At 46.6% G+C, this 22,538-nt stretch carries 21 protein-coding genes; 2 read left to right on the top strand and 19 right to left on the bottom strand.

Going from position 1 to position 22,538, the window contains the following annotated elements; all coding sequences use genetic code 11:
- Window positions 1-12: 12 nt before the first annotated feature.
- The 8 genes from GPK49_RS02175 to GPK49_RS02140 all read right to left on the bottom strand — a co-directional run bounded on the left by GPK49_RS02175 (window position 13) and on the right by GPK49_RS02140 (window position 8,936).
- Window positions 13-1,194: an aminotransferase-like domain-containing protein gene (locus tag GPK49_RS02175; RefSeq protein ID WP_215676597.1), complete on the bottom strand. Its 1,182-nt coding sequence runs from the start codon at window positions 1,192-1,194 to the stop codon at window positions 13-15.
- Window positions 1,188-2,597: a Na+/H+ antiporter NhaC family protein gene (locus GPK49_RS02170; RefSeq protein WP_318283813.1), complete on the bottom strand. Its 1,410-nt coding sequence runs from the start codon at window positions 2,595-2,597 to the stop codon at window positions 1,188-1,190. The genes GPK49_RS02175 and GPK49_RS02170 overlap by 7 nt, the downstream gene beginning before the upstream one ends.
- Before the next feature lie 94 nt (window positions 2,598-2,691).
- Window positions 2,692-4,167 carry a Na+/H+ antiporter NhaC family protein gene (locus GPK49_RS02165; protein ID WP_215676595.1) on the bottom strand — a complete coding sequence of 492 codons (1,476 nt, stop codon included), beginning with the start codon at window positions 4,165-4,167 and terminating at the stop codon, window positions 2,692-2,694.
- Between the two features lie 82 nt (window positions 4,168-4,249).
- Window positions 4,250-6,349, bottom strand: a complete 2,100-nt coding sequence (locus GPK49_RS02160) for an acetate--CoA ligase family protein (RefSeq protein ID WP_215676594.1) — start codon at window positions 6,347-6,349, stop codon at window positions 4,250-4,252.
- Between the two features lie 11 nt (window positions 6,350-6,360).
- Entirely contained in the window at window positions 6,361-6,897 is a 537-nt protein-coding gene (locus GPK49_RS02155; protein WP_331479472.1) for a 2-oxoacid:acceptor oxidoreductase family protein, read from the bottom strand.
- Between the two features lie 2 nt (window positions 6,898-6,899).
- Entirely contained in the window at window positions 6,900-7,643 is a 744-nt protein-coding gene (locus GPK49_RS02150) for a thiamine pyrophosphate-dependent enzyme (RefSeq protein WP_215676593.1), read from the bottom strand.
- 15 nt (window positions 7,644-7,658) lie between these two features.
- The gene (gene vorB / locus GPK49_RS02145) at window positions 7,659-8,720 is read right to left on the bottom strand and encodes a 3-methyl-2-oxobutanoate dehydrogenase subunit VorB (protein ID WP_215676592.1); all 1,062 of its coding nucleotides are present in this window, start codon (window positions 8,718-8,720) and stop codon (window positions 7,659-7,661) included.
- A gap of 18 nt (window positions 8,721-8,738) precedes the next feature.
- The gene (locus tag GPK49_RS02140) at window positions 8,739-8,936 is read right to left on the bottom strand and encodes a 4Fe-4S binding protein (protein ID WP_215676591.1); all 198 of its coding nucleotides are present in this window, start codon (window positions 8,934-8,936) and stop codon (window positions 8,739-8,741) included.
- 383 nt (window positions 8,937-9,319) lie between these two features.
- Between GPK49_RS02140 and GPK49_RS02135 the strand changes: the two genes are divergently transcribed.
- Window positions 9,320-11,107 carry a sigma 54-interacting transcriptional regulator gene (locus GPK49_RS02135; RefSeq protein ID WP_215676590.1) on the top strand — a complete coding sequence of 596 codons (1,788 nt, stop codon included), beginning with the start codon at window positions 9,320-9,322 and terminating at the stop codon, window positions 11,105-11,107.
- Window positions 11,108-11,274: 167 nt separating this feature from the next.
- Here the strand turns inward: GPK49_RS02135 and mnmA are convergent, their stop codons facing one another.
- From mnmA to sigG, 4 genes are all read right to left on the bottom strand, one after another.
- Entirely contained in the window at window positions 11,275-12,321 is a 1,047-nt protein-coding gene (gene mnmA / locus GPK49_RS02130) for a tRNA 2-thiouridine(34) synthase MnmA (protein WP_318283812.1), read from the bottom strand.
- 1 nt (window position 12,322) lies between these two features.
- On the bottom strand, window positions 12,323-12,916 hold the full coding sequence (locus GPK49_RS02125; RefSeq protein WP_215676588.1) for a DUF5662 family protein: 594 nt from the start codon (window positions 12,914-12,916) through the stop codon (window positions 12,323-12,325).
- A gap of 71 nt (window positions 12,917-12,987) precedes the next feature.
- Window positions 12,988-13,530 carry an isochorismatase family protein gene (locus tag GPK49_RS02120; protein WP_016408122.1) on the bottom strand — a complete coding sequence of 181 codons (543 nt, stop codon included), beginning with the start codon at window positions 13,528-13,530 and terminating at the stop codon, window positions 12,988-12,990.
- Between the two features lie 146 nt (window positions 13,531-13,676).
- Window positions 13,677-14,453, bottom strand: coding sequence for an RNA polymerase sporulation sigma factor SigG (gene sigG / locus GPK49_RS02115; RefSeq protein ID WP_215676587.1), 777 nt, complete (start codon window positions 14,451-14,453; stop codon window positions 13,677-13,679).
- Between the two features lie 154 nt (window positions 14,454-14,607).
- Between sigG and GPK49_RS02110 the strand changes: the two genes are divergently transcribed.
- Entirely contained in the window at window positions 14,608-14,775 is a 168-nt protein-coding gene (locus GPK49_RS02110) for a hypothetical protein (protein ID WP_016408120.1), read from the top strand.
- 61 nt (window positions 14,776-14,836) lie between these two features.
- Here the strand turns inward: GPK49_RS02110 and sigE are convergent, their stop codons facing one another.
- The 7 genes from sigE to dxs all read right to left on the bottom strand — a co-directional run bounded on the left by sigE (window position 14,837) and on the right by dxs (window position 22,499).
- Window positions 14,837-15,565, bottom strand: coding sequence for an RNA polymerase sporulation sigma factor SigE (gene sigE, locus GPK49_RS02105; protein WP_215676586.1), 729 nt, complete (start codon window positions 15,563-15,565; stop codon window positions 14,837-14,839).
- Window positions 15,562-16,413 (bottom strand): sigma-E processing peptidase SpoIIGA, encoded by an 852-nt coding sequence (locus tag GPK49_RS02100; RefSeq protein WP_215676585.1) that lies wholly within the window; start codon window positions 16,411-16,413, stop codon window positions 15,562-15,564. Before GPK49_RS02100 ends, sigE begins: the two co-directional genes overlap by 4 nt.
- 325 nt (window positions 16,414-16,738) lie before the next feature.
- Window positions 16,739-18,409, bottom strand: coding sequence for a DNA repair protein RecN (gene recN, locus GPK49_RS02095; RefSeq protein WP_215676584.1), 1,671 nt, complete (start codon window positions 18,407-18,409; stop codon window positions 16,739-16,741).
- A 14-nt stretch (window positions 18,410-18,423) separates the two neighbouring features.
- Window positions 18,424-18,879: an arginine repressor gene (gene argR / locus GPK49_RS02090; RefSeq protein ID WP_016408116.1), complete on the bottom strand. Its 456-nt coding sequence runs from the start codon at window positions 18,877-18,879 to the stop codon at window positions 18,424-18,426.
- Between the two features lie 59 nt (window positions 18,880-18,938).
- Complete coding sequence (locus tag GPK49_RS02085) at window positions 18,939-19,787, bottom strand: NAD(+)/NADH kinase (RefSeq protein ID WP_215676583.1); 849 nt, start codon at window positions 19,785-19,787, stop codon at window positions 18,939-18,941.
- A gap of 10 nt (window positions 19,788-19,797) precedes the next feature.
- Window positions 19,798-20,628: a TlyA family RNA methyltransferase gene (locus tag GPK49_RS02080; protein WP_215676582.1), complete on the bottom strand. Its 831-nt coding sequence runs from the start codon at window positions 20,626-20,628 to the stop codon at window positions 19,798-19,800.
- 2 nt (window positions 20,629-20,630) lie between these two features.
- Window positions 20,631-22,499 (bottom strand): 1-deoxy-D-xylulose-5-phosphate synthase, encoded by a 1,869-nt coding sequence (gene dxs / locus GPK49_RS02075; protein WP_016408113.1) that lies wholly within the window; start codon window positions 22,497-22,499, stop codon window positions 20,631-20,633.
- Window positions 22,500-22,538: the final 39 nt, after the last annotated feature.

The raw sequence follows: 22,538 nt of genomic DNA, 5'->3' as shown, positions 1-22,538 counted from the left end.
CTCCCTCCTTTTTTACTGCAATGTGTCGCGAAGAACCTTACCCAGACGGCGAACCCCCTCTACGATTCGTTCTTCATCCATATTCGAGAAATTCATACGAAAATGGTTTTTGCCGCCGCCATTGGGATAAAAAGCATCACCAATAATAAATGCAACCTTTTCATCTAAGGCTTTTTCGGAAATATCTGCGGCATCGATGCCCTCAGGCAGGGTTACCCAAACAAACAAGCCACCCTTAGGATTGGTATAGGTTACGCTTGCAGGGAATTCTTTTTCCATCTCTGCCAGCATCAAATCTTTTCTCTTTTTATAAACCTCTTTAATCTTATCAATATGCTTTTCAAGATCATACATCTCCATAAATTTCACAATTTCCATCTGAGAAATGGTGCTGGACTGCAAATCTGCGCCCTGCTTAATCAAATTAAATTTATCAATAATTTCCTCAGATGCGTTAATCCAGCCCAAACGCAGACCGGGAGAGAAAATCTTAGAGAAGGTGCCTAAAAATACAACTCTGCCTTCTGTATCATAATGCTTTACTGCCGGCAGCATTTCGCCCTCAAAGCGAAGCTCTCCATAAGGGTTATCCTCAAGAATGGCAACATCATATTGATTCGCCAGCTCTACTAAACGAATACGGCGTTCCTCCGACCATGTCTTACCGGAGGGATTCTGGAAATCGGGAATCACATAGATAAATTTAATTCTATCATTGGAGGACAAGGCTTTTTCCAATTCTTCCATATCCATCCCGTCATCATCTGTACGGATATCAATATATCTGGGTTCATAGGAACTGAAGGCTGTCATTGCACCAAGGTAGCTTGGGCTTTCACAAACGATAATATCACCGGGGTCAATAAACAGCTTTGCCATAAATTCCAAGCCCTGCTGAGAACCACTGGTTACCATAACTTCTTCCATCCTTGTCTGAACCCCTGATTTTTGCATACGTTCTGCAATTTTTGTACGAAGAGGGATATAGCCCAAGGTAGGCCCATACTGCAAGGCATCACTGCCGTTATCCTGAATTACGCTCTGTGCTACCTTCGCATATTCCTCCACCGGAAACAGCTCCGGTGCAGGCAAACCGCCCGCAAAAGAGATGACACCGGGTTTTCTTGTAATATTCAGCATTGCTCTTGCTGCGGAACCCTTCATAGAATTGACTCTCTGCGCAAATTTCAACATACCAATTCCTCCTTTTTGCCATTATGCTTGTTATTCAAAAAATATTTTTCACCAAATATGGTCAATACTATGCTTACAATTAAATTTAGCCAACAGAAAACTGTATACGGGATGAACTGCATCCCATTCAACTGAAACAGGCTTGTGTAGTATAAATAACTGGAATGCCATGGAATAAGCGGTGTTGTAATTGTTGTGGTTTCCTCTATCGTTCGGGATAGGATACTGCGGTCGATCCCCCTTTCATCGTAGTATGCCGCAAACAACTCTGCAATCAATACAGCAGATACATACAGAGAGGACAGCAGCAGAACCATGACAATGCCGCAAAGTATGGTAAACAGGACAACCGCCCGTTCACTCTGAAAGCGTTCCCTCATGCTGACAACCAATACATCCAAAATCCCCATTTCTCCAATCAAGCCGCCAATCGCCAGTGCCAAAAGCACAATGCAAACGGTTGGCAGCATCGAAATCAAGCCGCCCTTGGAAAGCATTGTATCCAAAAGCTCAATTCCCAAAGAGCTGTCCACGCCGCCATAAACAGCTTCCATTACCTGTGTGATGCTGTTTCCCTGCAATCCTATTGACAAAACCCCACCCAAAAGCCCGACTAAGAGAAGGGATAAGGTTGCCGGCACCTTTTTGATGCTCATTAAAATGATGGCTGTCGGCAATAGGAACAGTCCCCAGTGAAATGTGTAGCCCGCCTTCAAAGCCGCCCTCATTTCAGGTATGAAGGAATCCTGTATAACATGCGATTCTAAATGCTGCCCGATAACAATATAAATAATCATTGTCAAAATCACGGTTGGGATTGTTGTTTTCATCATAGAACGAATGTGGTCGTAAATATTCACATGCGTGATATAAGATGTGAATACCGTTGTATCCGAAAAGGGAGAGAGCTTATCCCCAACAGTTGCTCCGGAAATCGCAGCGCCCGCTGTGATATAAGCAGGAATCCCCATGCCTTCCCCAATGCTGACACAGGCAATGCCGATGGTACCGCAGGCACCCCATGAGGAACCGGTACAAACAGATAGCAGCACACACAGCAGGAAGGTGCAAAGAAGCAAAATTTGGGGAGAAAACAAACCCAGTCCATAATAAATAATCATCGGTACCATGCCGCTCTGAATCCACATGGATACAATTACGCCAACACAGAGCAGCAACAGAATTGCCGCACTCCCCTTCTTCGCCCCATTGACAAAGGCATTTTCAATTTCCTGACTGCTCATGCCGGAAAAAACTGCAACTGCGAAAAGCCAAATCAAAACAACAACGAGGATAGATGCTGTAGGAAAATGAAAAGAAAGGCCTGCTATGAAGATCAAAGCAATACTGATTAGCACAAATGCCGAGAATAAAGCAGTATGTTTTATATCTTTCCGTTTCATAGACACGCCTTCTTTCCACTCGCTCAGTTCCGGTTTCTTTTTATCTCAAACGCTGTTTATGTATTCTGTTTTCTATCACTTTTATACTCCTGCATTATTCTCCTACGGTATCTGCCACGGGAGGAACCGTCAAAGGCTCCGTCAGCTTATCATCCTTCAGCTTTACAACGCCAATTCCCAAATAGCCAAAGATGATGTTCATAATAATCGGCACATATACCAATGTCAGATAAGGAATAAATTGAATTGCCCTCACGCCTACAATACTCTGTGCGTATACCGTAACCGCACACCAGGGGAAAAGCAGTACGCCCATTGTACAGGAGAACTGGAACGAAGTAACCATATTTCTTCTGCTGATGCCGCTTCTTTCATAAACGCCTGTAAACATCTTGGAGGCAAGCACGCCGGGAGCCATAACACTACCGGTTGCTGCACACAGGAACATAGATGCAAAAGTGTTGACTGCAATTGCATTGCCTGCCTTTTTGATATCCTTCAGCAATGTTTCGGAAATCACCTGTGCTACACCAATCGTTTGCAGCACACCGCAATAAGCCATCATGATTGGAATGGAAATCAAGAAATCTGCCATGGAGAACATGCCGCCACGGCTCACCAGACTGACAAACTGAGGCATCAATTCTGTGCCCTCCGGAAGATTGAGCATGGAGGTGTTAAATCCGGAATAGGCAGAAGAAAATGCCGCCTGAATGGAGAAGCCCTGATAGAAAATCCCTACCAAAAGAGCTACGATACCGGAGGTAAAGAGCGTCGGGATAACATCAACCTTCTTAATAACCAGAAGGAACAGAACAACAGCCGGAAGTAAAACGATCGGAGAATTTTTAAAACAAGTGAAAACGGTTTCCACCAAACGATTGATTTCCTCCAAGGATTCGGGTGTGGTCTCTGCATTCATCCGCATCCCGATAAAGAAGAAAAATGCAATAGATACGATTGCACCAATCGCTTCTGCCGGCATACAAAGCTTGATTGCCGAAGACGGTGTATTGCCTGTGATGGAGGCATTGTAGTTAACCATATCTGCCAGCAGAGAACAAACCTGCCCGATGAAGGAGCCGCTGATAACAGCCGCCGCTGCGATACCGGGGTTTATACCCTGAATGGTTGCAACACCCAGCATGATAACACCGATGGTACCCATCGTTGCACTGGAGGTACCGATAATCATAGCGATAATGCCGCAAAAAACAAATGATAAAACCAAAACATATTTTACACTAATCAATTCAGCCAACCAGCCAATCATAACAGGAACCGTACCGGCAAATACCCATGTGCCGATAACAAAGCCGATGCCCAGCATAATTACCATCATCTCTGCATTTTCCGCAACACAGCCAATCATCCCGTCTTTGATTTCTTTATAAGTAAAGCCACATCTTTTTCCAATATAGCCTATAAAGAAGATGGCTACAACAAACATCAACTCTACTGATAACCCGAAGAATACATTCCCCACAACAATAATTATGATTAGGAACAGAACAGCCATTAAAGATTCCGCTAACGTTGGTTTCCTTTTTACCTTCCCTTGTTCTGTCATTGTGCATCCCTCCATATTTTCATTCGGTTATTTTGAGGGGAGGGATACGATTCACCGCTATGAACCGTATCCTCCAACCTCTTTATTTTTCTTCTTCATACATTACAGCAAGGGCATCCGCAATGGCAACGCCTTCGCCTTTTGGATAAACAAACAACGGGTTCATATCCAATTCTTTTAAGGTATCCTTCTTGCGATATGCAAAATCAGAGATTTTTACCATCATATCTGTCAAGGCCTCAATATCAGCGGGCGGATTCCCACGATAGCCGTTCAACAGCTTAAAGGATTTTAAGGACTGCAGCATGTGCAATGCCTCATCATGATTCAGCGGTACCGGATACAAAGCAGCATCCTTGAATACTTCTACAAAGACACCACCCATGCCTACCAGCAGCATTGGTCCAAACTGAGGATCGCTATTCAAGCCAATAATCATTTCTGTACCGGCTTTTAACATCTTCTGCATCAGAATACCGTTGATTTTCGCATTCGGTGCATGCTGTGCAGCATTTGCTAAAATCTTGTCATAGGCTTCTTCTGCCTGCTCCAGAGATTTGATGTTCAGCATAACACCGCCAACGTCGGATTTATGCAGGATATCATTGGATTCAACCTTCATAACCAAAGGATAGCCAATCTTTTCCGCATACTCTTTTATCTCTGCCTTTGTTTTTGCAATATATCCCAAATCTACAGGAACACCATTATCTGCCAAAAGCTTTTTGCTTTCATATTCACTCAACGCCCTTGTGTTTGCAGAATGGGCTTCCGGAATTGCCAGACGCGCCTCACGCTTTATAGTATCATGCGAAATAAAATCCTGTAAATGCTGTAATGCACGGAAACCATATTTTGTTGTCGGCAAAACAGGAATACCTGCATTCTGGAAGCGTTCCACCAATTCCTTATTTCTTGCTGCCTCCATGAAGCTCATCACAGCCAAAGGCTTATCGGGAATCTGCTCAAAGGCTCTGCGAATCCCTTCAAACATGATGTCATTAGAAACCGTTACTTTATCGGAAATTGTCAAACCAACCAAGCCCATTTCAATCGAAGGATCGGACATAACGGTTGTAATCCCCGATGCAAACGCATCTGCATCATAGCACAGGGCTGCTGTCATATCCAGAGGGTTTCTGGGTGTTGCAAAATCCGGCAGCATATCATTCAGCTTTTTCAAGGTTACCTCAGAAAAATCGGGATATTCAATGCCATGCAGGAAGCCGGTATCTGCGGAAACCGCTGTTTCCCCACCGGATAAGCACATTGCAGAGAATGCAGGCTTTTTCGGCAATACCCGCAGTGTTGCCAGCAGAGAGGCTGTGCTGCGCAAATCCTGCATATCATCTGCACGAATTACGCCGAATTTTTCAAACACTGCATCGTAGGTCTTATCACTGCCTGCCATACTGCCTGTATGAGAGGCTGCGGTTGCCTGCCCCTTCGGGCTTCTGCCTGCCTTCAAAATAACTACAGGCTTCTTCTTTTCCATCGCCTTTTGCAAACAAGCTTCAAACTTATGCGGATTCTTTACCCCTTCCAGATACAATGCAATTACTTTTGTATTGCTGTCATCAATCAGGAAGTTCAGGTAATCCTCCATCTGCACCATCGCACTGTTTCCGGCAGAAATTGCAAAGGAATATTTCATTTCCGCACTCTTCATCATATCAATACAGAACTGACCGCTCTGAGATACAAAGCCGATGTTGCCCTTTTTCCCTTTATAATCCCCAATGAATGCAAAGCTGAAAATATCATCACCGAAATTGATATAGCCTGCACAGTTGGGGCCCATAACAACCATATCCAGTGCCTTTGCCGCATCAACTAATTCCTTTTCAAAAGCCTTCCCTTCAGCTGTACCTACCTCGGAATAGCCGCTGGCATAAACAACCGCTGCACCTGCACCCTTCGCCTTTGCCTGCTTCAGGAAATCCACAATGGTTTTCTGAGAGGTACAAAGGATAACCAAATCAATCTCCTCCGGCAAATCTGCCAATGTCGGATAGCATTTTTTTCCAAATACAGTTTCTTTTTTCGGATTAACCGGATACACATGGGAAGTATCTGCTTGGTTTTCTAAAATATTCCGACAGGTGTCACCGCCAAAGCCGGATTTCTCACTGGCACCAACAACCGCAACTGCTCTAGGTCTTAATAATTTTGAAATATCCATACAATACCTCCTTATTTATGCACATAGGAAGCGCCTTCATCAAAACAAATATCATTTTTTGGGTTCTTTTTCCCCTTATCCGCAAAATATTGATTCATTGATTTTTTCAGATAATCCTTCTCAAAAATATCTGTTGCCTCTGCCAATGCGCCTAGCATAATGATATTCAGCCCCTTCGGGTTATTCGTCTGTGCTGCAATGTCATTTGCAGGAACCTGAATCACACGAATGTCATCACGATATTCTCTGTTGGGAGATACGATAGAGCTGTTTACCAGCAGAACCCCGTTGGGACGCAGCTTGCTTTCAAATTTATCAATAGATGTTTCGTTCATTGCCATCAAAACATCAATCTGTTTTACATAAGGGCTGGCAATTTCCTCTTCGCTGATTTTTACTGTACAGTTTGCTGTACCGCCACGCATTTCTGCACCGTAGGAGGGGAACCATGTGACCTGCTTTCCTTCGCCCATGCCTGCATAAATAATAATCATACCGGCTACCAGAACGCCCTGTCCACCAAAGCCCGCACAAATGATTTCCTTCATAATCACATACCTCCTTCCGCATTTTTATCAACGAATTCGCCAACCTGAAAGAACGCTTTCTGTTTTTCTCTCATAAAGGTCAGGCTATCCACAGGAGAAAGTCCCCAGTTTGTCGGGCAGGGGCTAAGTACCTCAACCAGACAGAAGCCTTCGCCTCTCTGCTGTTTTTCCAGTGCCTTTCTGATATACTGCTTTACCTTCATTACCTCGCCGGGGCTATCCACAGAACCTCTCGCCAGATAAGCAATGTCAAAATCCTTCAATGCCTTTGTTACATCAAAGGGGGCACCGTTATATGCCAAATCTCTGCCGGCGGGAGAGGATGTTGTTTTCTGCCCTATCAGTGTTGCCGGAGACATCTGACCGCCTGTCATGCCGAATACACAGTTATTTACAACCAGTGCCAAAATGTTTTCATTTCGCAGCGCTGCATGGATGGTGCTTTCCATACCGATGGAATACGCCGAACCATCGCCGGGATGCGCAATAACCAGTGCATCCTTCCGCACTCTTTTTACACCACAGGCTGTAATGATTGGTCTGCCGTGTGCGCCGCCTACGTTGTCAAATGTAACAACATTGGAAATCATTGCACCGCAAGCAACGTCTCTAACCATAATCACTTTATCGGAAACACCCATTTCTTCAGCGACCTCAGTCAAAATTCTTGCTACGATACCATGCCCACAACCGGGACACCAGCCGCTCTCCACAGATGTAATGGTTTTCGGAATTTGCAGTTTCATGTTTGATTCCCTCCCTTATTTCTTATACTGTTTCAACATATCTTCTGCCATCTGAATTGCAATGTCGGGTTCCGGCACATTTGCAAACTCATTATAGCAGTGTACGGGATATTTACCGTCTGTTGCCAGCTTAATATCATCTACCATCTGCCCCAGAATACTCATTTCCACACTCAGGAACCCAACAACGGAATCTCTCAGTGCATCGAATGCCTTTCTCGGATAAGGCCACAGGGTACGAGGACGAATCAGCCCAAGCTTCAAGCCCTTTGCTCTTGCAATCTTTACTGCCTCTTTGCTGACTCTGGAGCTAATGCCATAGGCAACCAGAACAATCTCCGCATCTTCTGTGCAGAAGGATTCCCAACGCTGTTCTGTTTCTTCAATCTCCTGATATTTTTTCAAAAGATATTCCTTATAATTATCTGCACCCATTGCATAATATACGTTTTCTGCGGTACGCTTCGGCTCGTCATCTTTTCTTCCTCTGACTGCCCAATCGTATGTATTGATATCATGCTCTTTAAATTCCTTCAGCTCTACCGCCTCTACCATCTGACCGATAGCTGCATCAGATGCTACAATTACGGGATGTCTATATTTTTCTGCCAAATCAAAGGCTTCGTACGCCATGTCTGCATTTTCCTGCACACTGTTAGGTGCCAATACGATGGTACGATAGTCCCCATGACCGCCGCCTCTGGTCAACTGCCAGTAGTCGCCTTGTCCTTGGAATACATTTCCCAGCGCAGAACCGATACGCATTACGTCTGCAATTACCGCAGGAAGCTCTGTCCCACACAGATAGGAAATGCCCTCCTGCTTCAAGGAGAAGCCGGGGCCGGAGGAGGAGGTCAAGGCTCTTGCCCCTGCCGCTGCTGCACCAAAGAGCATATTGATGCCGGCAACCTCAGATTCGGTCTGCACAAATTCGCCGCCAACCTCTTTCATTCTCCAAGACATATATTCCAATATCTCTGTCTGCGGTGTAATCGGGTATCCGCTGAAAAATCTACAGCCTGCACGCAAAGCGGATTCTGCTAATGCTTCATTGCCTTTCATTAACACTTTTGCCATCTGTCTACTCCCCCTTCTTTATAATACTTCAAATACATAATCGGGACACATTCTGTAACAGGAGCCGCAGCCAACGCACTTCTCCTGATCCACCTGGATTTCCGCATATCCCTTTTTGTTTACATGATCGGAGATGGAAATCGATTTCGTAGGACATACACTCATACATAAATAACAACCTTTGCATCTTGAAATGTTCAGCTTCAACTTTTCCATAATAACCTCCTTGAAAATTTAACTCTTTTTTGCTAAAATTAACGTATTGGTTTTTGTACAACACATCCTTTCAGGAAGGTTCTTCTTCTCATATTTTTATCCTTCCTGTTTGGATTTGTTGTATTTGCCTATATATAGAGCAAATTCCGTGCCAACTTTTACTGATACGTTAAAAAAGTTTCATTATTTTTAAATTTTAATTGTCTTTTTAACGTAAAAATAAAAAATGGCATCTTTTTTGAGATTTTTACGGCAAGAATAACGAAACAGTATGTCAGTTTATTTGCCAAATTGACAAACTCGTAAATTTTATTTGCCAAACTTAGCAAAAACTTAACAGAAAGTACTTATTTTGATACAAAAAGTGAGGGAAGTGGGATAAAATGACTCTTTTAAAGAAATGTCAACGAGAGATTCAATCTATTTTTGCCATGCTCAGCCACCATTACGGGTTAACCTGTGCCATTTATGACACAAATATCGACTTAGTTGCCTATACAGATTCCTACGAAAAAATTTGGGGAACAAAGGTCTATAAACCCCCTATCGAAAGAGTCTTTCACTTAAAACAGGTCGTCAATACCTCTCCCGGCGAAAAGGATATTTGCGGCGGCTGCTCCTGCTATCATAATTGTCCGGCCACCTTTGAAATTTCTCAGTGTGTTTGCTGCAACGGCGTTCCGATTGGTGTTTTGCTCTTTGTTTCTTTTTCCAAGAGCAGGCGCGCAAACACCCCGAAAAATATACAGGAAACGATTACCTTAATTGAGGACTGTGCTGCCTCCATCGGTACTATTGCCGCAGGGAAAAATTCTTTGGAATATCCCGATGCTGCACAGGAAATCATGAAAACCACATTGGAAATTGCTCCCTATCCCCTTTTGGCTGTGAATTCTAATGGGAGTGTTTTGGCAGAAAATACCGCCTTCGGCTTTTTCCGTGATTCCCATATTTTTCAGGAGCAGGCCTTTTTAGAGACCTTGCCAAAGGATTCTCTCTATCATTTATTATCCGGAAAAAAGCTGAATAACTATATTGTCTCTTTACAGGAGGATACACAAATTCAAATTGAAACCTTTCCCATTTTTAATGCAGGTGGACAACTGATTGCCACCATTATTAAACCGGAATATACCAAACAAACCAAATCGACTTTTTCCGAAGAAACAAGCACCCTCAATCAGGATATCGGCTTTTCCATTGACGACATCATCGGAACCAGCCAAGAAATCAAGCAGCTAAAGAAGCAGGTAGTTCGGATTGCAAACAGCCCTTCCACTGTATTTATCCATGGGGAAACCGGTACCGGTAAAGGTCTGATTGCAAAGGCACTGCACTATGAAAGCAACCGAAAGGAAATGCCCTTCATTTCCGTCAACTGCTCCAGTATTCCCGAATCCCTGTTTGAATCCGAGCTGTTCGGCTATGAAGAAGGTGCCTTTACCGGCGCAAGAAAGCAGGGAAAGCCCGGTAAGTTTGAATTGGCAGACGGCGGCACCATTTTTCTGGATGAGGTAAGCGAAATTCCTCTGAATATTCAGGCAAAACTGCTCACCGTAATTCAAGACCGGGTGGTAGAGCGCATTGGCGGCGTAACACCCCGTTCCATTGATATTCGTATCATCGCTGCCTCCAATAAGGACTTACTGCAAATGATACAAGAGAAAACCTTTCGAGAGGATCTCTACTACAGACTGAATGTTCTTCCTGTCTATCTGCCTGCATTGCGTGAAAGAAAACAGGATATCGAACTGCTGAGTGAATACTTCTTAGCGCGCTATAACAAAATTCTGAATAAAAACGTATTACGAATTGATAATGAAATTATGAAGCTCTTCCAATCTTATGATTGGCCCGGCAATATCCGCCAGCTGCAAAATATCATCGAATATTGCGTAAATGTAACAAATCGCAGTATTCTCACTTCTGAGGACTTGCCGATAGATTTCGTTGAGAACAAAAGGGAGCCTATTCCGGAAGCCCTGCTGCATTTGAATGGGCATGCAGAGCAAAAAATTATTCTGGAAATGCTGAATCACTATGGTTGGGGTGTCGAACAGAAAAAAATTATTGCCAAAAAGCTGAATATGAGCCTTCGCACGCTCTATCGTAAGATACAAAAATATCAAATAGAGCCGACCTTTAAAGAAAACAATTCCTCGGAGCAATAAAAAAGAATAAAAAAATAATATCTAAGCTACGCAAAAAAGGGAGTATCCCAAGGCTTTTGCAAACCTCCAAGCTGAGTAATTCTATCTTTCATCAGTTTGAAGACTGCACAAGCTTCGGGATACTCCCCTTTTGCATTTTCAAAAAAGCTTTTTCATTTTTGCCTTAATTATAATACAAATCCGCCACCGGCAACAAATTCCCCATCATACAGCACAAGTGACTGCCCGGGCGTGATCGCTCTTTGCGGTTCATCAAAGACAACCTCTAATTTATCCTCCCCGACCATCCACACAGTACACCATGCAGGCTTATGCGCATAGCGGATTTTCGCCAGAAAACGCTGTCCGTCCTCAAATTTATCATACGCCATGTATGCCAGATTGTCGGCACAAAGCGTTGTCCGGAATAATGCCGCATTATCGGAAAGAACAACCTCGTTTTTTTCCGTATCCAAACGATACACAAAGGCAGGCTTGCCAAGCGCAATGCCAAGCCCCTTTCTCTGCCCGATGGTATAATGAATCAAGCCCTTGTGCTTACCTAAAATAGTCCCGTCCATATCTACAAAATTACCGGGCGTTTCCGTCAGCTTGCCCTCTCTTTCAATGAAGGCGGCATAATCCCCATCGGGAATAAAGCAGATATCCTGACTTTCGCCTTTTTTTGCCACAAAGCCGTCCACGGCTTCCGCAATCTTGCGCACCTCGTCCTTGGTATATTCCCCAATAGGCAGAAGCATCGCGCCAAGCTGCTCCTGTGTCAGCCGATAAAGCGCATACGTCTGATCTTTTTCGGCGGTTGCGGAATTTCGGATGGCATAACGTCCCGTTTTCGGATGCTTTTCGATACGGGCATAGTGCCCCGTTGCAATGTACTTCCCACCGATTTCCTTCGCCTTATCCAGGAGAGATTTTTCCTTTACCATGCGGTTGCAGACGATACAGGGGTTCGGGGTTACGCCCTTTTGATACTGTCCGATAAAATCATTCACCACACAGGTACGAAAGGCTTCTCTGCAATCCAGTACCTCATGGGAAATCCCGATGGAATCTGCCACCCGTTTTGCATCGGCAATCGCCTTCTCTGTGCCTTCTCCGTCCCACATCCGCAGTGTTACGCCTGTCACCTCATAGCCCTGCTTGTTTAAAAGATATGCCGCAACCGTGCTGTCCACGCCGCCGCTCATCCCTACTACTACCTTTCCTTTGTTCATCTCATTCACCTCGTTTGCCCTGCTTTTTTCCAAAGCATTTTTTCCATCGGCTGATTCTGTCCTTTTGTACCAGCTGTTTTGCATAAGCGAAGGTCTTTTTCTCCCCCTCCTCTGCCAGCATTTGCAGTAAGTGATTGAGCAAAGCAAGGCTTTCGGGGTGCATCACCGCCTGTACACGCTTGCTTTTCTGATGATACAGCCAGGGGCTTGCATCGGTATAGTCTTCCTTCTGATAAACCTTGCATGCTGCAATGCGATCCATGAACATTTCCACCACATACCGCAGGGGCATTTTCATCCCAATCAGAAGCGGCCCCTTGCTGCCGGGCATGGAATAATCAATCCAATATTCAAAATGATGCTTATTTCTGCCCTTATGATGCAGCCAGGAGGAGGAATAGCCCTTCTCCTCCTTCTCTGCATTATTGGGGCTGCAATCACCCTGAAAATATTTCGCACCGACCAAAAATTCTGTCAGGCTGTATTTGCTCAAATCATGCGTCAACCCCTGCCAGTAAAGCCCAACTCGGAAGCAGCCCTGCCGCACCAGCCTTCTATGGTATGTAATTGTCTGAAAATGTTCTTTTATGTGCATTCTTCTCATTCCTTCTTGAAAACCTACTCAAAAAAGAAACCCCAATTCTCAGGAATTGAGGCCTCCAATCATTATTTTGTCAGCTTTGAAATTGCTTTGAAATGGGGTGTGCCTGCCCCCTGTGTCATTTCATACAGCGCGCCCTCGCAGGTAGTTACGAATGCACCCTCCTGCACAGCTCTCTGGATTGCATACTCCTTATTGTATACCACTCTGGAGCCAACGCAGTCCGCCACAATAAATACACGATAGCCTTCACCAATCAAATCTATAATACTCTGCAGCACGCAGATATGTGCTTCCACGCCGCAAACCAAAATTGTCTTTTTGCCCTGTGCCTTTACCCATTCCACAAAGGCATCACAGCCCATTGCGGAGAAAACTGTTTTTTCCATGGGTTCAAATGCGCCAATGGCTTCCTTCATCGCAGGAACAGTTTCGCCCAGTCCCTTTGTATACTGCTGTGTCACAGCCATAGGAACGCCAAATTCCTTCAACCCTGCCGCAAAAATAGCTGCCTTTGCAACAATTTCATCATGATCTGCAATGGCAGGCACCAGTTTTTCCTGAAAATCGATAATCAATGCCGCGGTGTCTTCTGCTTTTATTTTCATATTTTTCCTCCTGATATTCAAAAAGCCTTCTTTCCTTCGGGTATCTAAAAATTCCCCTTTGCTTTTCATTTTATCCTATCAAAAGAAAATTGTCTACACCTTTTATAGGAATATTCGACTACCTTTTTTCGTTTTCCCATAATCCCTTACATAAACTTTCGCATGTGCTGCAAAGCAGATTTTTCCAGACGGGAAACCTGCGCCTGACTAATGCCGATTTCTGTGCTGACCTCTGTCTGTGTTTTGCCTTCAAAAAAGCGTAGATTTACGATTTTCTTTTCGCGCTCATTGAGGTGCTGCATAGCTTCGCTCAGAGAAAGATTTTCCAGCCAGAGCCTATCGCCGTTCTTTTCATCACTCACCTGATCCATCACAAAAAGCGTGTCGCCGCCGTCATGATAAATCGGCTCAAAAAGGGAAACCGGATCCTGAATGGCATCCATTGCCATCACGATATTTTCTCGGCTCATCCCCATTTCCTTCGCAATTTCCTCTATGCTCGGCTCCTTTTCCCTCTCTGCCATCAGCCGTTCCTTCACCTGTAACGCCTTATACGCCGTATCCCTGAGAGAACGCGACACCCGAATGGTGTTGTTATCCCTGAGATATCTGCGAATCTCCCCAATAATCATGGGGCAGAAATATGTTGAAGGCATCACATCCATCTCAATATTAAAATTATCAATCGCCTTAATCAGCCCCACCACACCAATTTGAAACAAATCATCCATATTTTCATTGCGGTTTTCAAAGCGCTTGATAATACTAAGCACCAGCCGCAAATTCCCCTCTATCAGCTGCTGACGGGCAGCTTCGTCCCCTGCCTTGCATTTTATAAACAGTGCCTTTGCCTCTGTTCCTGTCAGAACGGGCAGGTTTGCCGTATTCACACCGCTGATTTCCACCTTTCCGTAATAAGCCAATCCTGTCACTCCATTCGTTCAAAGGTATATGAATACCTTCTCCCTTTGCGCACAAAAATATACGAAGCAAATCTCGCCAATCCTCGTATAAAATCACATTCTTTTTCGTATCCTAGCAAAAAAGCTGTTATAGCAATTGAAAGGAGTTTTCTTCATGCGTCTGACAGAAATCCATGACGGCATTCCCACAGCAGCCGCCCTGCGCGAAAGCACACGCATCCAGCGCCACGGCGGAAAAAATGGCAATCAGCAGTATATTGACCGTGGGTTTGGCAAGGCAAAAAATGTCGATTATGAACCGCTTCATTATCTGGATGTATAGCAAAAAACGGATATCCTTCGACATCCGCTTTCGGTGCGTCCCAATCGGGCGCACCTTTTTCTTACATCATTTTGCTTATTTCCTTTTTCAGCCGCCGCATAATCTTTTTTTCCAGTCTGGAAATATAGGACTGCGAAATCCCCAGAATATCCGCCACCTCCTTCTGCGTTTTTTCCTCTGTTTCCGGCAGAATGCCAAAGCGCATTTCTACAATCCGCCGCTCCCGTCCGCTCAGCTTCTGCATGGCATCCTGCAAAAGCTCTCGGTCAACCTTATTCTCAATATCCTTCGTGATGATATCGTTCTCCGTCCCCAGAATATCGGAAAGCAGCAGCTCATTTCCTTCCCAGTCCACATTTAGCGGCTCATCAATGGAAACCTCTGTTTTCGTCTTGCTGTTTCGTCTCAGATACATCAGAATTTCGTTTTCGATACAGCGTGAAGCATAGGTTGCCAGCTTAATTTTTTTATCCACCTTAAACGTATTGATTGCCTTAATCAGCCCAATCGTGCCAATGGAAATCAAATCCTCCACATTGATGCCCGTATTTTCAAACTTCCTTGCGATATAGACCACCAGACGCAGATTTCGCTCAATCAGAACAGCTTTAACCGTCACATCCTCCTCTCCGCCCAGCTGCTCCAGAAGCACCAGCTCCTCCTCCGGCTTGAGCGGCGGCGGAAATACATCGCTCCCCCCGATATAGAATACCCCTCCCTGCTTCTTTTCCTGTATCCAACGGTTCAGATGGTATTTTACAAGAAAAACTAAATATCTCCATTCCTTCATTCCGAATCCTCCTTCCATAAAGAGGGTGGCACAATGCCCTCATAACTGCCCGTAAACGCTTCCTCGGCAATCCCGACAAAAATATCCCGATGGCAGATGCTTTTTTCCCCGAAAAACAAAATCAGCTTCTCTGCCCGTATACCCCAGAGCCTGCCATCCGGGTTCCCCAGACTACTGAACGCAAGCCATTCCAAGCCCTCTCTGCTCCCGGAAAGCAGCCGCACGCCCTCCTCTGCTGAAAACAGCGGCAAAACCGCCTGCATCTCCAGAATCGCAACCCCTCGGTCATCCTCCTGCTTCAGCCCGTTTCCCGTATCAATCAGCACGCGCACCTCGGCGCATCTGCCCTGCCGAAACACAGCAGCCGTGCAGAATTCACGTCTGCGGCAAATATGCGTCTCCATCCACCCTGCACCCAATTTCAGCAATACATACGCCAAAAGCACCGCCCATGGCAGCAGCCACCACGGATAAATCTGCTCTACGATAAGACCCTGCCCAAACAATCGCTGTGCCTGCGTAAAGGTAAACAAAAGCTGTGCGCCGCCGCCAAGCAGGAACGAAGAAAGCAGTGTTGTCCCCATCAGCCGCAAAAATATTTTTCCGCTTTTCGGTGTATAGGCAATGAAAACGCCGCCCGCCAGAAGCAAAAGCGAAAATAGCGCACCGCCGCTTCTTTGCAAAAAGAAAAGCCACACGCAATCACACACCGCCGCAAAAAGACCGCCGAATGCAAATCGCCACCGCTTCCTTCGCAGGCCCAGAATCCGTCCTGCCATCCAGAGCAGAAAGGCATCCATCCCCCATGTCACCGGAAAAACGATATCTATGTAAATCTTCGGTTCCATTCCTTCCCTCCTTCTATGATTATAAAACGAAGAACCTGCGAAACCTGTCGTTTTTCCTGTAAAAAGCAGAAAAATCTCGACAAAAAAAGAACACACAATGCTGTCATCATGTGCTCAGTCTGTAGACAAAGTAATTTTGAGGTAGCGGAAGGGCTTGGGAAACAAATCCGTTTCCCAAATGGAATCCGCAGTCGGAATTCACTTCCGACGAGGAAAACAGCGAGTTTCAAGGCTTTTAAGCTGATGGAACTCGTCTGTTTATTCCTCTGCTTCAACAAGTCGAAATCCTGATTTCGACTTAGGGTGTCATCATGTGTTCTTCGTTTTATTTTTCCGCAAGCAGTTCTCTTGCCGCCGCCAGTGTGGTTTCCGTCACATCATTCATCAGTCTCGCCACCTCGCGCACCGCGCCTTCCTCGTCCAGTGCCGTCACGCGCGTCACGGTTTCTCCTGCGTCGCTTTCCTTTTCAATCAGAAAGTGATTATCCGCCATCGCGGCAATCTGGGGCAGATGCGTAATGCAGAGAAGCTGTCGTTTTCCGCCCAGAAAGCGCATTTTCTCGCCGACCCTTCTCGCCGTTCTGCCGCTGACCCCTGTATCAATTTCATCAAAAATAAATGTCCCGATTTCATCCGCATCCACAAGCACCGTTTTCAGTGCAAGCATCACACGGCTCATTTCGCCGCCGGATGCAATCTTTGCCAAGGGCTTGAGCGGCTCCCCTGCATTGGCAGAAATCAGAAATTCCACCTTATCCTTGCCGTCTGCGCCCCAATCGGCTTTTTCTTCTATCTGAATATGAAACCGTGCATGCTTCATTTCCATGTCATGCAGTGCCGTTTCAATCTGCTCCTCCACCTGTTCGGCAGTCGCCCTTCTTCTTGCTGTCAGTGTTTCCGCAAGAGCAGACAGGCGCTTCTCCTCCGCTGCCTTCTTGGCAGAAAGTTCCGCCGCCTTTTCGCTGCTGTTGGAGAGAAATTCCAGCTCCTGTACGGCTTTTTCGTAAAATTCCAATACCGCCTCGATGCTGCCGCCATATTTTCGCTTCAATTTATAAAAAAGCTGCAAGCGCTCCTCAATGCGTTCCAGCTCCTCTGGGTCAGCCTCTTGCTTTTCCGCCTCGCGCTTCAATTCCCGCGCGCAGTCCTCCACGGCAGCATAGCCATCCGCCAATGCATCCGCCAAGGGAGACAGAGCCGCATCATATTCCGCCGCTTCCCGTAATTTCGCAAGGGCATCCCCCAGCTGGTCGCAGGCAGAGGGCGCGCGGTCATCCCCGTCATACAGAAGTGTTACGCTTTCGCCCGTCAGCCGTATCAGCCTTTCCATGCTGCTCAGGCGTTTTTTCTGCTCCAGAAGGGCATCCTCCTCGCCCTCCTGCAGCTCTGCCGCTTCGATTTCTTCCTTCTGAAACAGCAGCATATCCATCCGCTGTTCTCTTTGGCTTTCATCTCCAATCAGAATCGTAAGCTGCTTTTCTAAGTCCTTCAGCCTTTGCCGGCTGTTTTTGTATTCCTCCATTGCCTCACCAAAGCCTGCGCCGCAGAAGCGATCCAGCAGGCGAATGTGCTTCACCGGATTCAAAAGAGACTGATGCTCATGCTGTCCATAAATATCAATCATATCCTCGGCAATCTCCTTCAGCATACCGACCGTCACCGTAGAGCCGTTAATACGGCAGACAGATTTTCCCGCTTCGCTGAGCGTGCGGGTAATCAGAAGCGTCCCGTCCTCCTCAGGGACAATGCCGTTTTCCGCAAGCTTTTCCGTAAGCGCCTGCGACTGTACGGAAAACAACGCCTCAACCGCCGCCTGCTTTTCTCCGTGGCGCAGAAAATCCTTCCCTGCTCTGCCGCCAAGGGCAAACTGCAAAGAATCAATAATCATGGATTTGCCGGCACCCGTTTCGCCCGTCAGAATATTCAGCCCATCTCCAAAGGAGATTTCGCTTTCCTTAATCAGCGCCACATTTCTGATGTGCAGATGTTCCAGCATAAAGCGTCCCTCCTTTAGGCACTATGGATGATGCGATACAGCTTTTCGATGATAACTGCCGCCTGATTATGCGTACGCACCACGCAGAAAACAGTATCATCCCCTGCAATCGTGCCAAGAATTTCGCTGTTCTGCATATTATCAAGCGCAACGGCAACCGCCATGCCCATACCATCCAGTGTTTTCACTACAATCATGTTCTGCGCATAGTCCATTTTCAGCACAGCCTCCTTGAATACGCGCGTTAGTCTCTCTGTCACTTCCGTATCATTGCCCGTAATCACGGCATATTTCTGCCGTCCCTTTTCTGTTGCGATTTTCGTCAGCTTCATTTCACGAATATCACGAGAAACCGTTGCCTGTGTCACCACAAAGCCTTCCTCACAAAGTCTCTGTGCCAGCTCGTCCTGCGTTTCAATGTCATAATTTTCAATCAATTCCAAAATTTTTGCATGTCTGGCGATCTTCATCGCACTCCCCCTCCTTACTGTTTCAGAAAGATATCCAAAGGCTGCTCGTTCAGCCATTCTTATTTCAATTTATGCCGCAGTACATCGTAAAAGCTCTGCGGCTTTGTCTTAATAATCGTGGTGCAGACATCCGCACGACGAATTTGCACAACATTCTGCCCCGTCAACGTAAAGTTGTTCTGCCCGTCCGCACTGACCGTAAAGGGCGTGTCCTCTCTGCTTGGCTTCACCTCAACCGTAACCACATCATCCGCAGAAACCACAATGGGTCTGCTTGTCAGCGTGTGCGGCGAAATGGGCGTAATTGCAATAATCTGTGCATCCGCTTTCAATACAGGCCCCCCTGCGGAAAGGTTATATGCCGTTGAGCCTGTCGGCGTACAGATGATAACACCATCCGCAAGCAGGGTATCCACAAATTCATCATTTACAAAAACGTGAAACTCCAGAATTTTATATAAATCGCGCGTAATGCAGATATCATTCAAAGCAATAATGCCCTCCGTGCGTTCATCCCCCTTGGCAATGCCGCAGGTCAGCATCATGCGCTTTTCCAGCTTAAAATCGCCCTTCAGCACCTTATCAATCGCCGCTTCGGCATAATTCTTATCCTCCGCCGTCAGAAAGCCGAGCGTCCCCAGATTGATACCCAGAATCGGCTTTTCAAATTTCGCCGTTCTTCTGCCGATGCCAAGCAGTGTCCCATCACCGCCAAGCGAAATCAGCAGATCACTGTTCTGATACAGCTCCGTTTCCGTCTGCGCATACTGCGGCAGCTCCGCCAAATCCGCCACCGCTTCGGAAAGGCGCGGCTGACAGCCCTTTTCCTCCAGATAACGCACCAGCCGCTTTGTCACCGCCAGTCCCTTATCCTTCTGTATATTCGGTAAAATTGCTACTTTTTTCATCTTCCGCACCTCATTTCTCGCCCGAAAGGATTTTATGCGATTGTGCAACAACGGTATCTACTCTCGCCTGCACCTCGTCCTCGTGCATGCCGCTCCGGCTCTTATCCAGATAAATGAGATACTCGATATTGCCTTCAGGCCCCTTAATCGGGGAGAAATCCAGGCCGAGAATCCCAAGGCTCTGTGTGCGGACATACTCCACAATCATCTCGATGACCTCGCGATGCACGCTGCTGTCCCGAACAACGCCCTTCTTGCCGACCTTCTCCCGTCCGGCTTCAAACTGCGGCTTAATCAGACAGACCAGCTGCCCCTTTTCGCCCAGCACGCCAAGCACCGCAGGCAGTACCTTTGTCAGAGAAATAAAGGAAACATCAATCGATGCAAAATCCCCTTCATCCGGTACCTGCTCATGCGTCACATATCTTACGTTTGTTTTTTCCAGACAAACAACTCTTTCGTCATTTCTTAATTTCCACGCAAACTGACCGTAGCCAACATCAATGGCATAAACCTTGCTTGCACCGTTTTGCAGCATACAATCCGTAAAACCGCCTGTCGATGCACCAATATCCAGACAAATTTTCCCATCCAGACGGATACCGAATACATCCATCGCCTTTTCCAGCTTATAGCCGCCGCGGCTGACATATTTCATCTGGTTACCCTTTACCTCAAGCTTCGCTGTCACCGCCACCTTTGTGCCGGCCTTGTCCTCCTTCTGTCCGTCAACGTATACATTCCCTGCCATGATATACGCCTTCGCCAGCTCTCTGGAGTTTGCCAAGCCCTGCTGCACCAGTAAAACGTCTAATCTTTCCTTTTCAACCTTTTCTGCCATGGTCATTCTCCCAATCTTTCCTTGATGCTGTTATAAATGCCCGCCGCATCCAACCCATATCTTTCAAAAAGCTGTGCCTGCGTGCCCTGTTCGATATATTTATCGGGAAATGCCAGATTCAGCACATCCGTCTGTATCCCTGCATCCCCGTAGTATTCCAGTACCTTTGAGCCGAAGCCGCCCTTACGCAGATTATCCTCCACCGTCACAATATGGGCGCACGTTTCAGCGATCTCCTTCAGCAGCTCCGTATCCAGAGGGTTCAGAAAGCGCATATTCACAAGCATGGGGTGATACCCTTCCGCCTCTAAGCGTTCTGCCGCCTCTGCCGCCGGCTTCAGCATGTGTCCCTCCGCCAGAACGGCAATGTCTCTGCCCTTCTGAATGACCTCTGCCTTACCGTATGTAATCGGCTCCTTCTGCTCTGCAAAAGCGGTTTCCGCCGTTCCTCTCGGATAGCGCACCGCAATCGGGCCGTTCCATTCATTCACCGCAAAATCAAGCATTTCCTCCAATTCCCATGCGTTTTTTGGCGAAAGCACCGTCATATTGGGGATGTGGCTGAGAAAGGAGATATCGAAAACGCCCTGATGGGTTTCTCCGTCTGCCCCAACAATCCCTGCACGGTCTATCGCAAATACAACATGCAGCTTCTGCATACACACATCATGCACGATCTGGTCATACGCCCTTTGCAGGAAGGAGGAATACACCGCAAACACAGGTGTTACGCCGCCCTTTGCCAGACCCGCCGCAAAGGTTGTGCCGTGCTGCTCCGCAATGGCAACATCAAAAAAGCGTTTCGGAAAGGCTCTCTGAAATTTCTCAAAGCCTGTGCCGCCGCTCATCGCTGCCGTAATCCCTGCGACCTTCGGGTTTTTCTTCCCGATTTCCACCATTTTATCCCCGAAAACAGAGGACCAGCTTCTGCCGCCCTTGGAAAGCGGCTGTCCTGTTTTCAAATCAAACGCGCCTACGCCATGATACGCCCAGGGACGCTCCTCCGCGTAGGGATAGCCCTTGCCCTTAATCGTTTTTACATGAATGAGCACAGGGCGGTTCATTTCCTTCACGTTTTCAAACAGTTCAATCAGATCCGGCAAATCATGTCCATCCACAGGGCCGATATATTTAAGCCCAAGCTGTTCAAACAATGCGCCGCCCGTCAGGAGCATTTTCGCCCCGTCACGCACGTTTTTCAGCACCTGATATGTCCCTTCACCAATCACAGGCACATTATCTCGGAACTGCTTGACCGCCTCCTTCCACCCACGGTACTGATAGCTTGTCCGCAGGCTGTTCAGATGGCGGCTGATGGCCCCCACATTCGTATCAATAGACATCTGGTTATCATTCAGAATGACAATCATTCTGGTATGCTCCTTGCCGACATTATTCAGCGCCTCATACGCGAGTCCACCCGTCATGGAGCCATCCCCGATGACTGCAATCACATGCTCCTTTCCGCCCGTCAGGTCTCTTGCCTTCGCAAGCCCAAACGCCGCTGAAATGGAAGTGGAGCTGTGCCCTGCCGCAAAGGCATCACAGTCGCTTTCCGTCGGCTTGGGGAAGCCGCTCAGTCCATCCAACTGCCGCAGATGGTCGAAGCCCTCTTTTCTGCCCGTCAGCATCTTATGAATATACGCCTGATGTCCAACGTCCCAGACAATTTTATCCTCCGGCAGATGAAAGCAGTATTCCAGTGCTACGGTCAGCTCCACAATGCCCAGATTGGACGCAAGATGTCCTCCTGTTTTGGATACCTTCTGCAAAAGGAACCTCCGCAGCTCTTTGCAAAGCTGCTTTAACTCTTTTTCGTTTAAATTCTTTATATCTTCAGTGGAATGGATATGCTTTAAAATACCGTCCACAGTTTCACCAACTCTCTATTCTCACAACCTCAAAAAATC

The sequence above is a fragment of the Clostridium sp. MCC345 genome (genome assembly GCF_018785345.1).
In the GTDB taxonomy this organism is placed as follows: Bacteria; Bacillota; Clostridia; order Lachnospirales; family Anaerotignaceae; genus Anaerotignum_A; species Anaerotignum_A faecicola.
The sequence above is the reverse complement of the archived record's forward strand: the minus strand, read 5'-3'. Positions and strand labels throughout refer to the sequence as shown.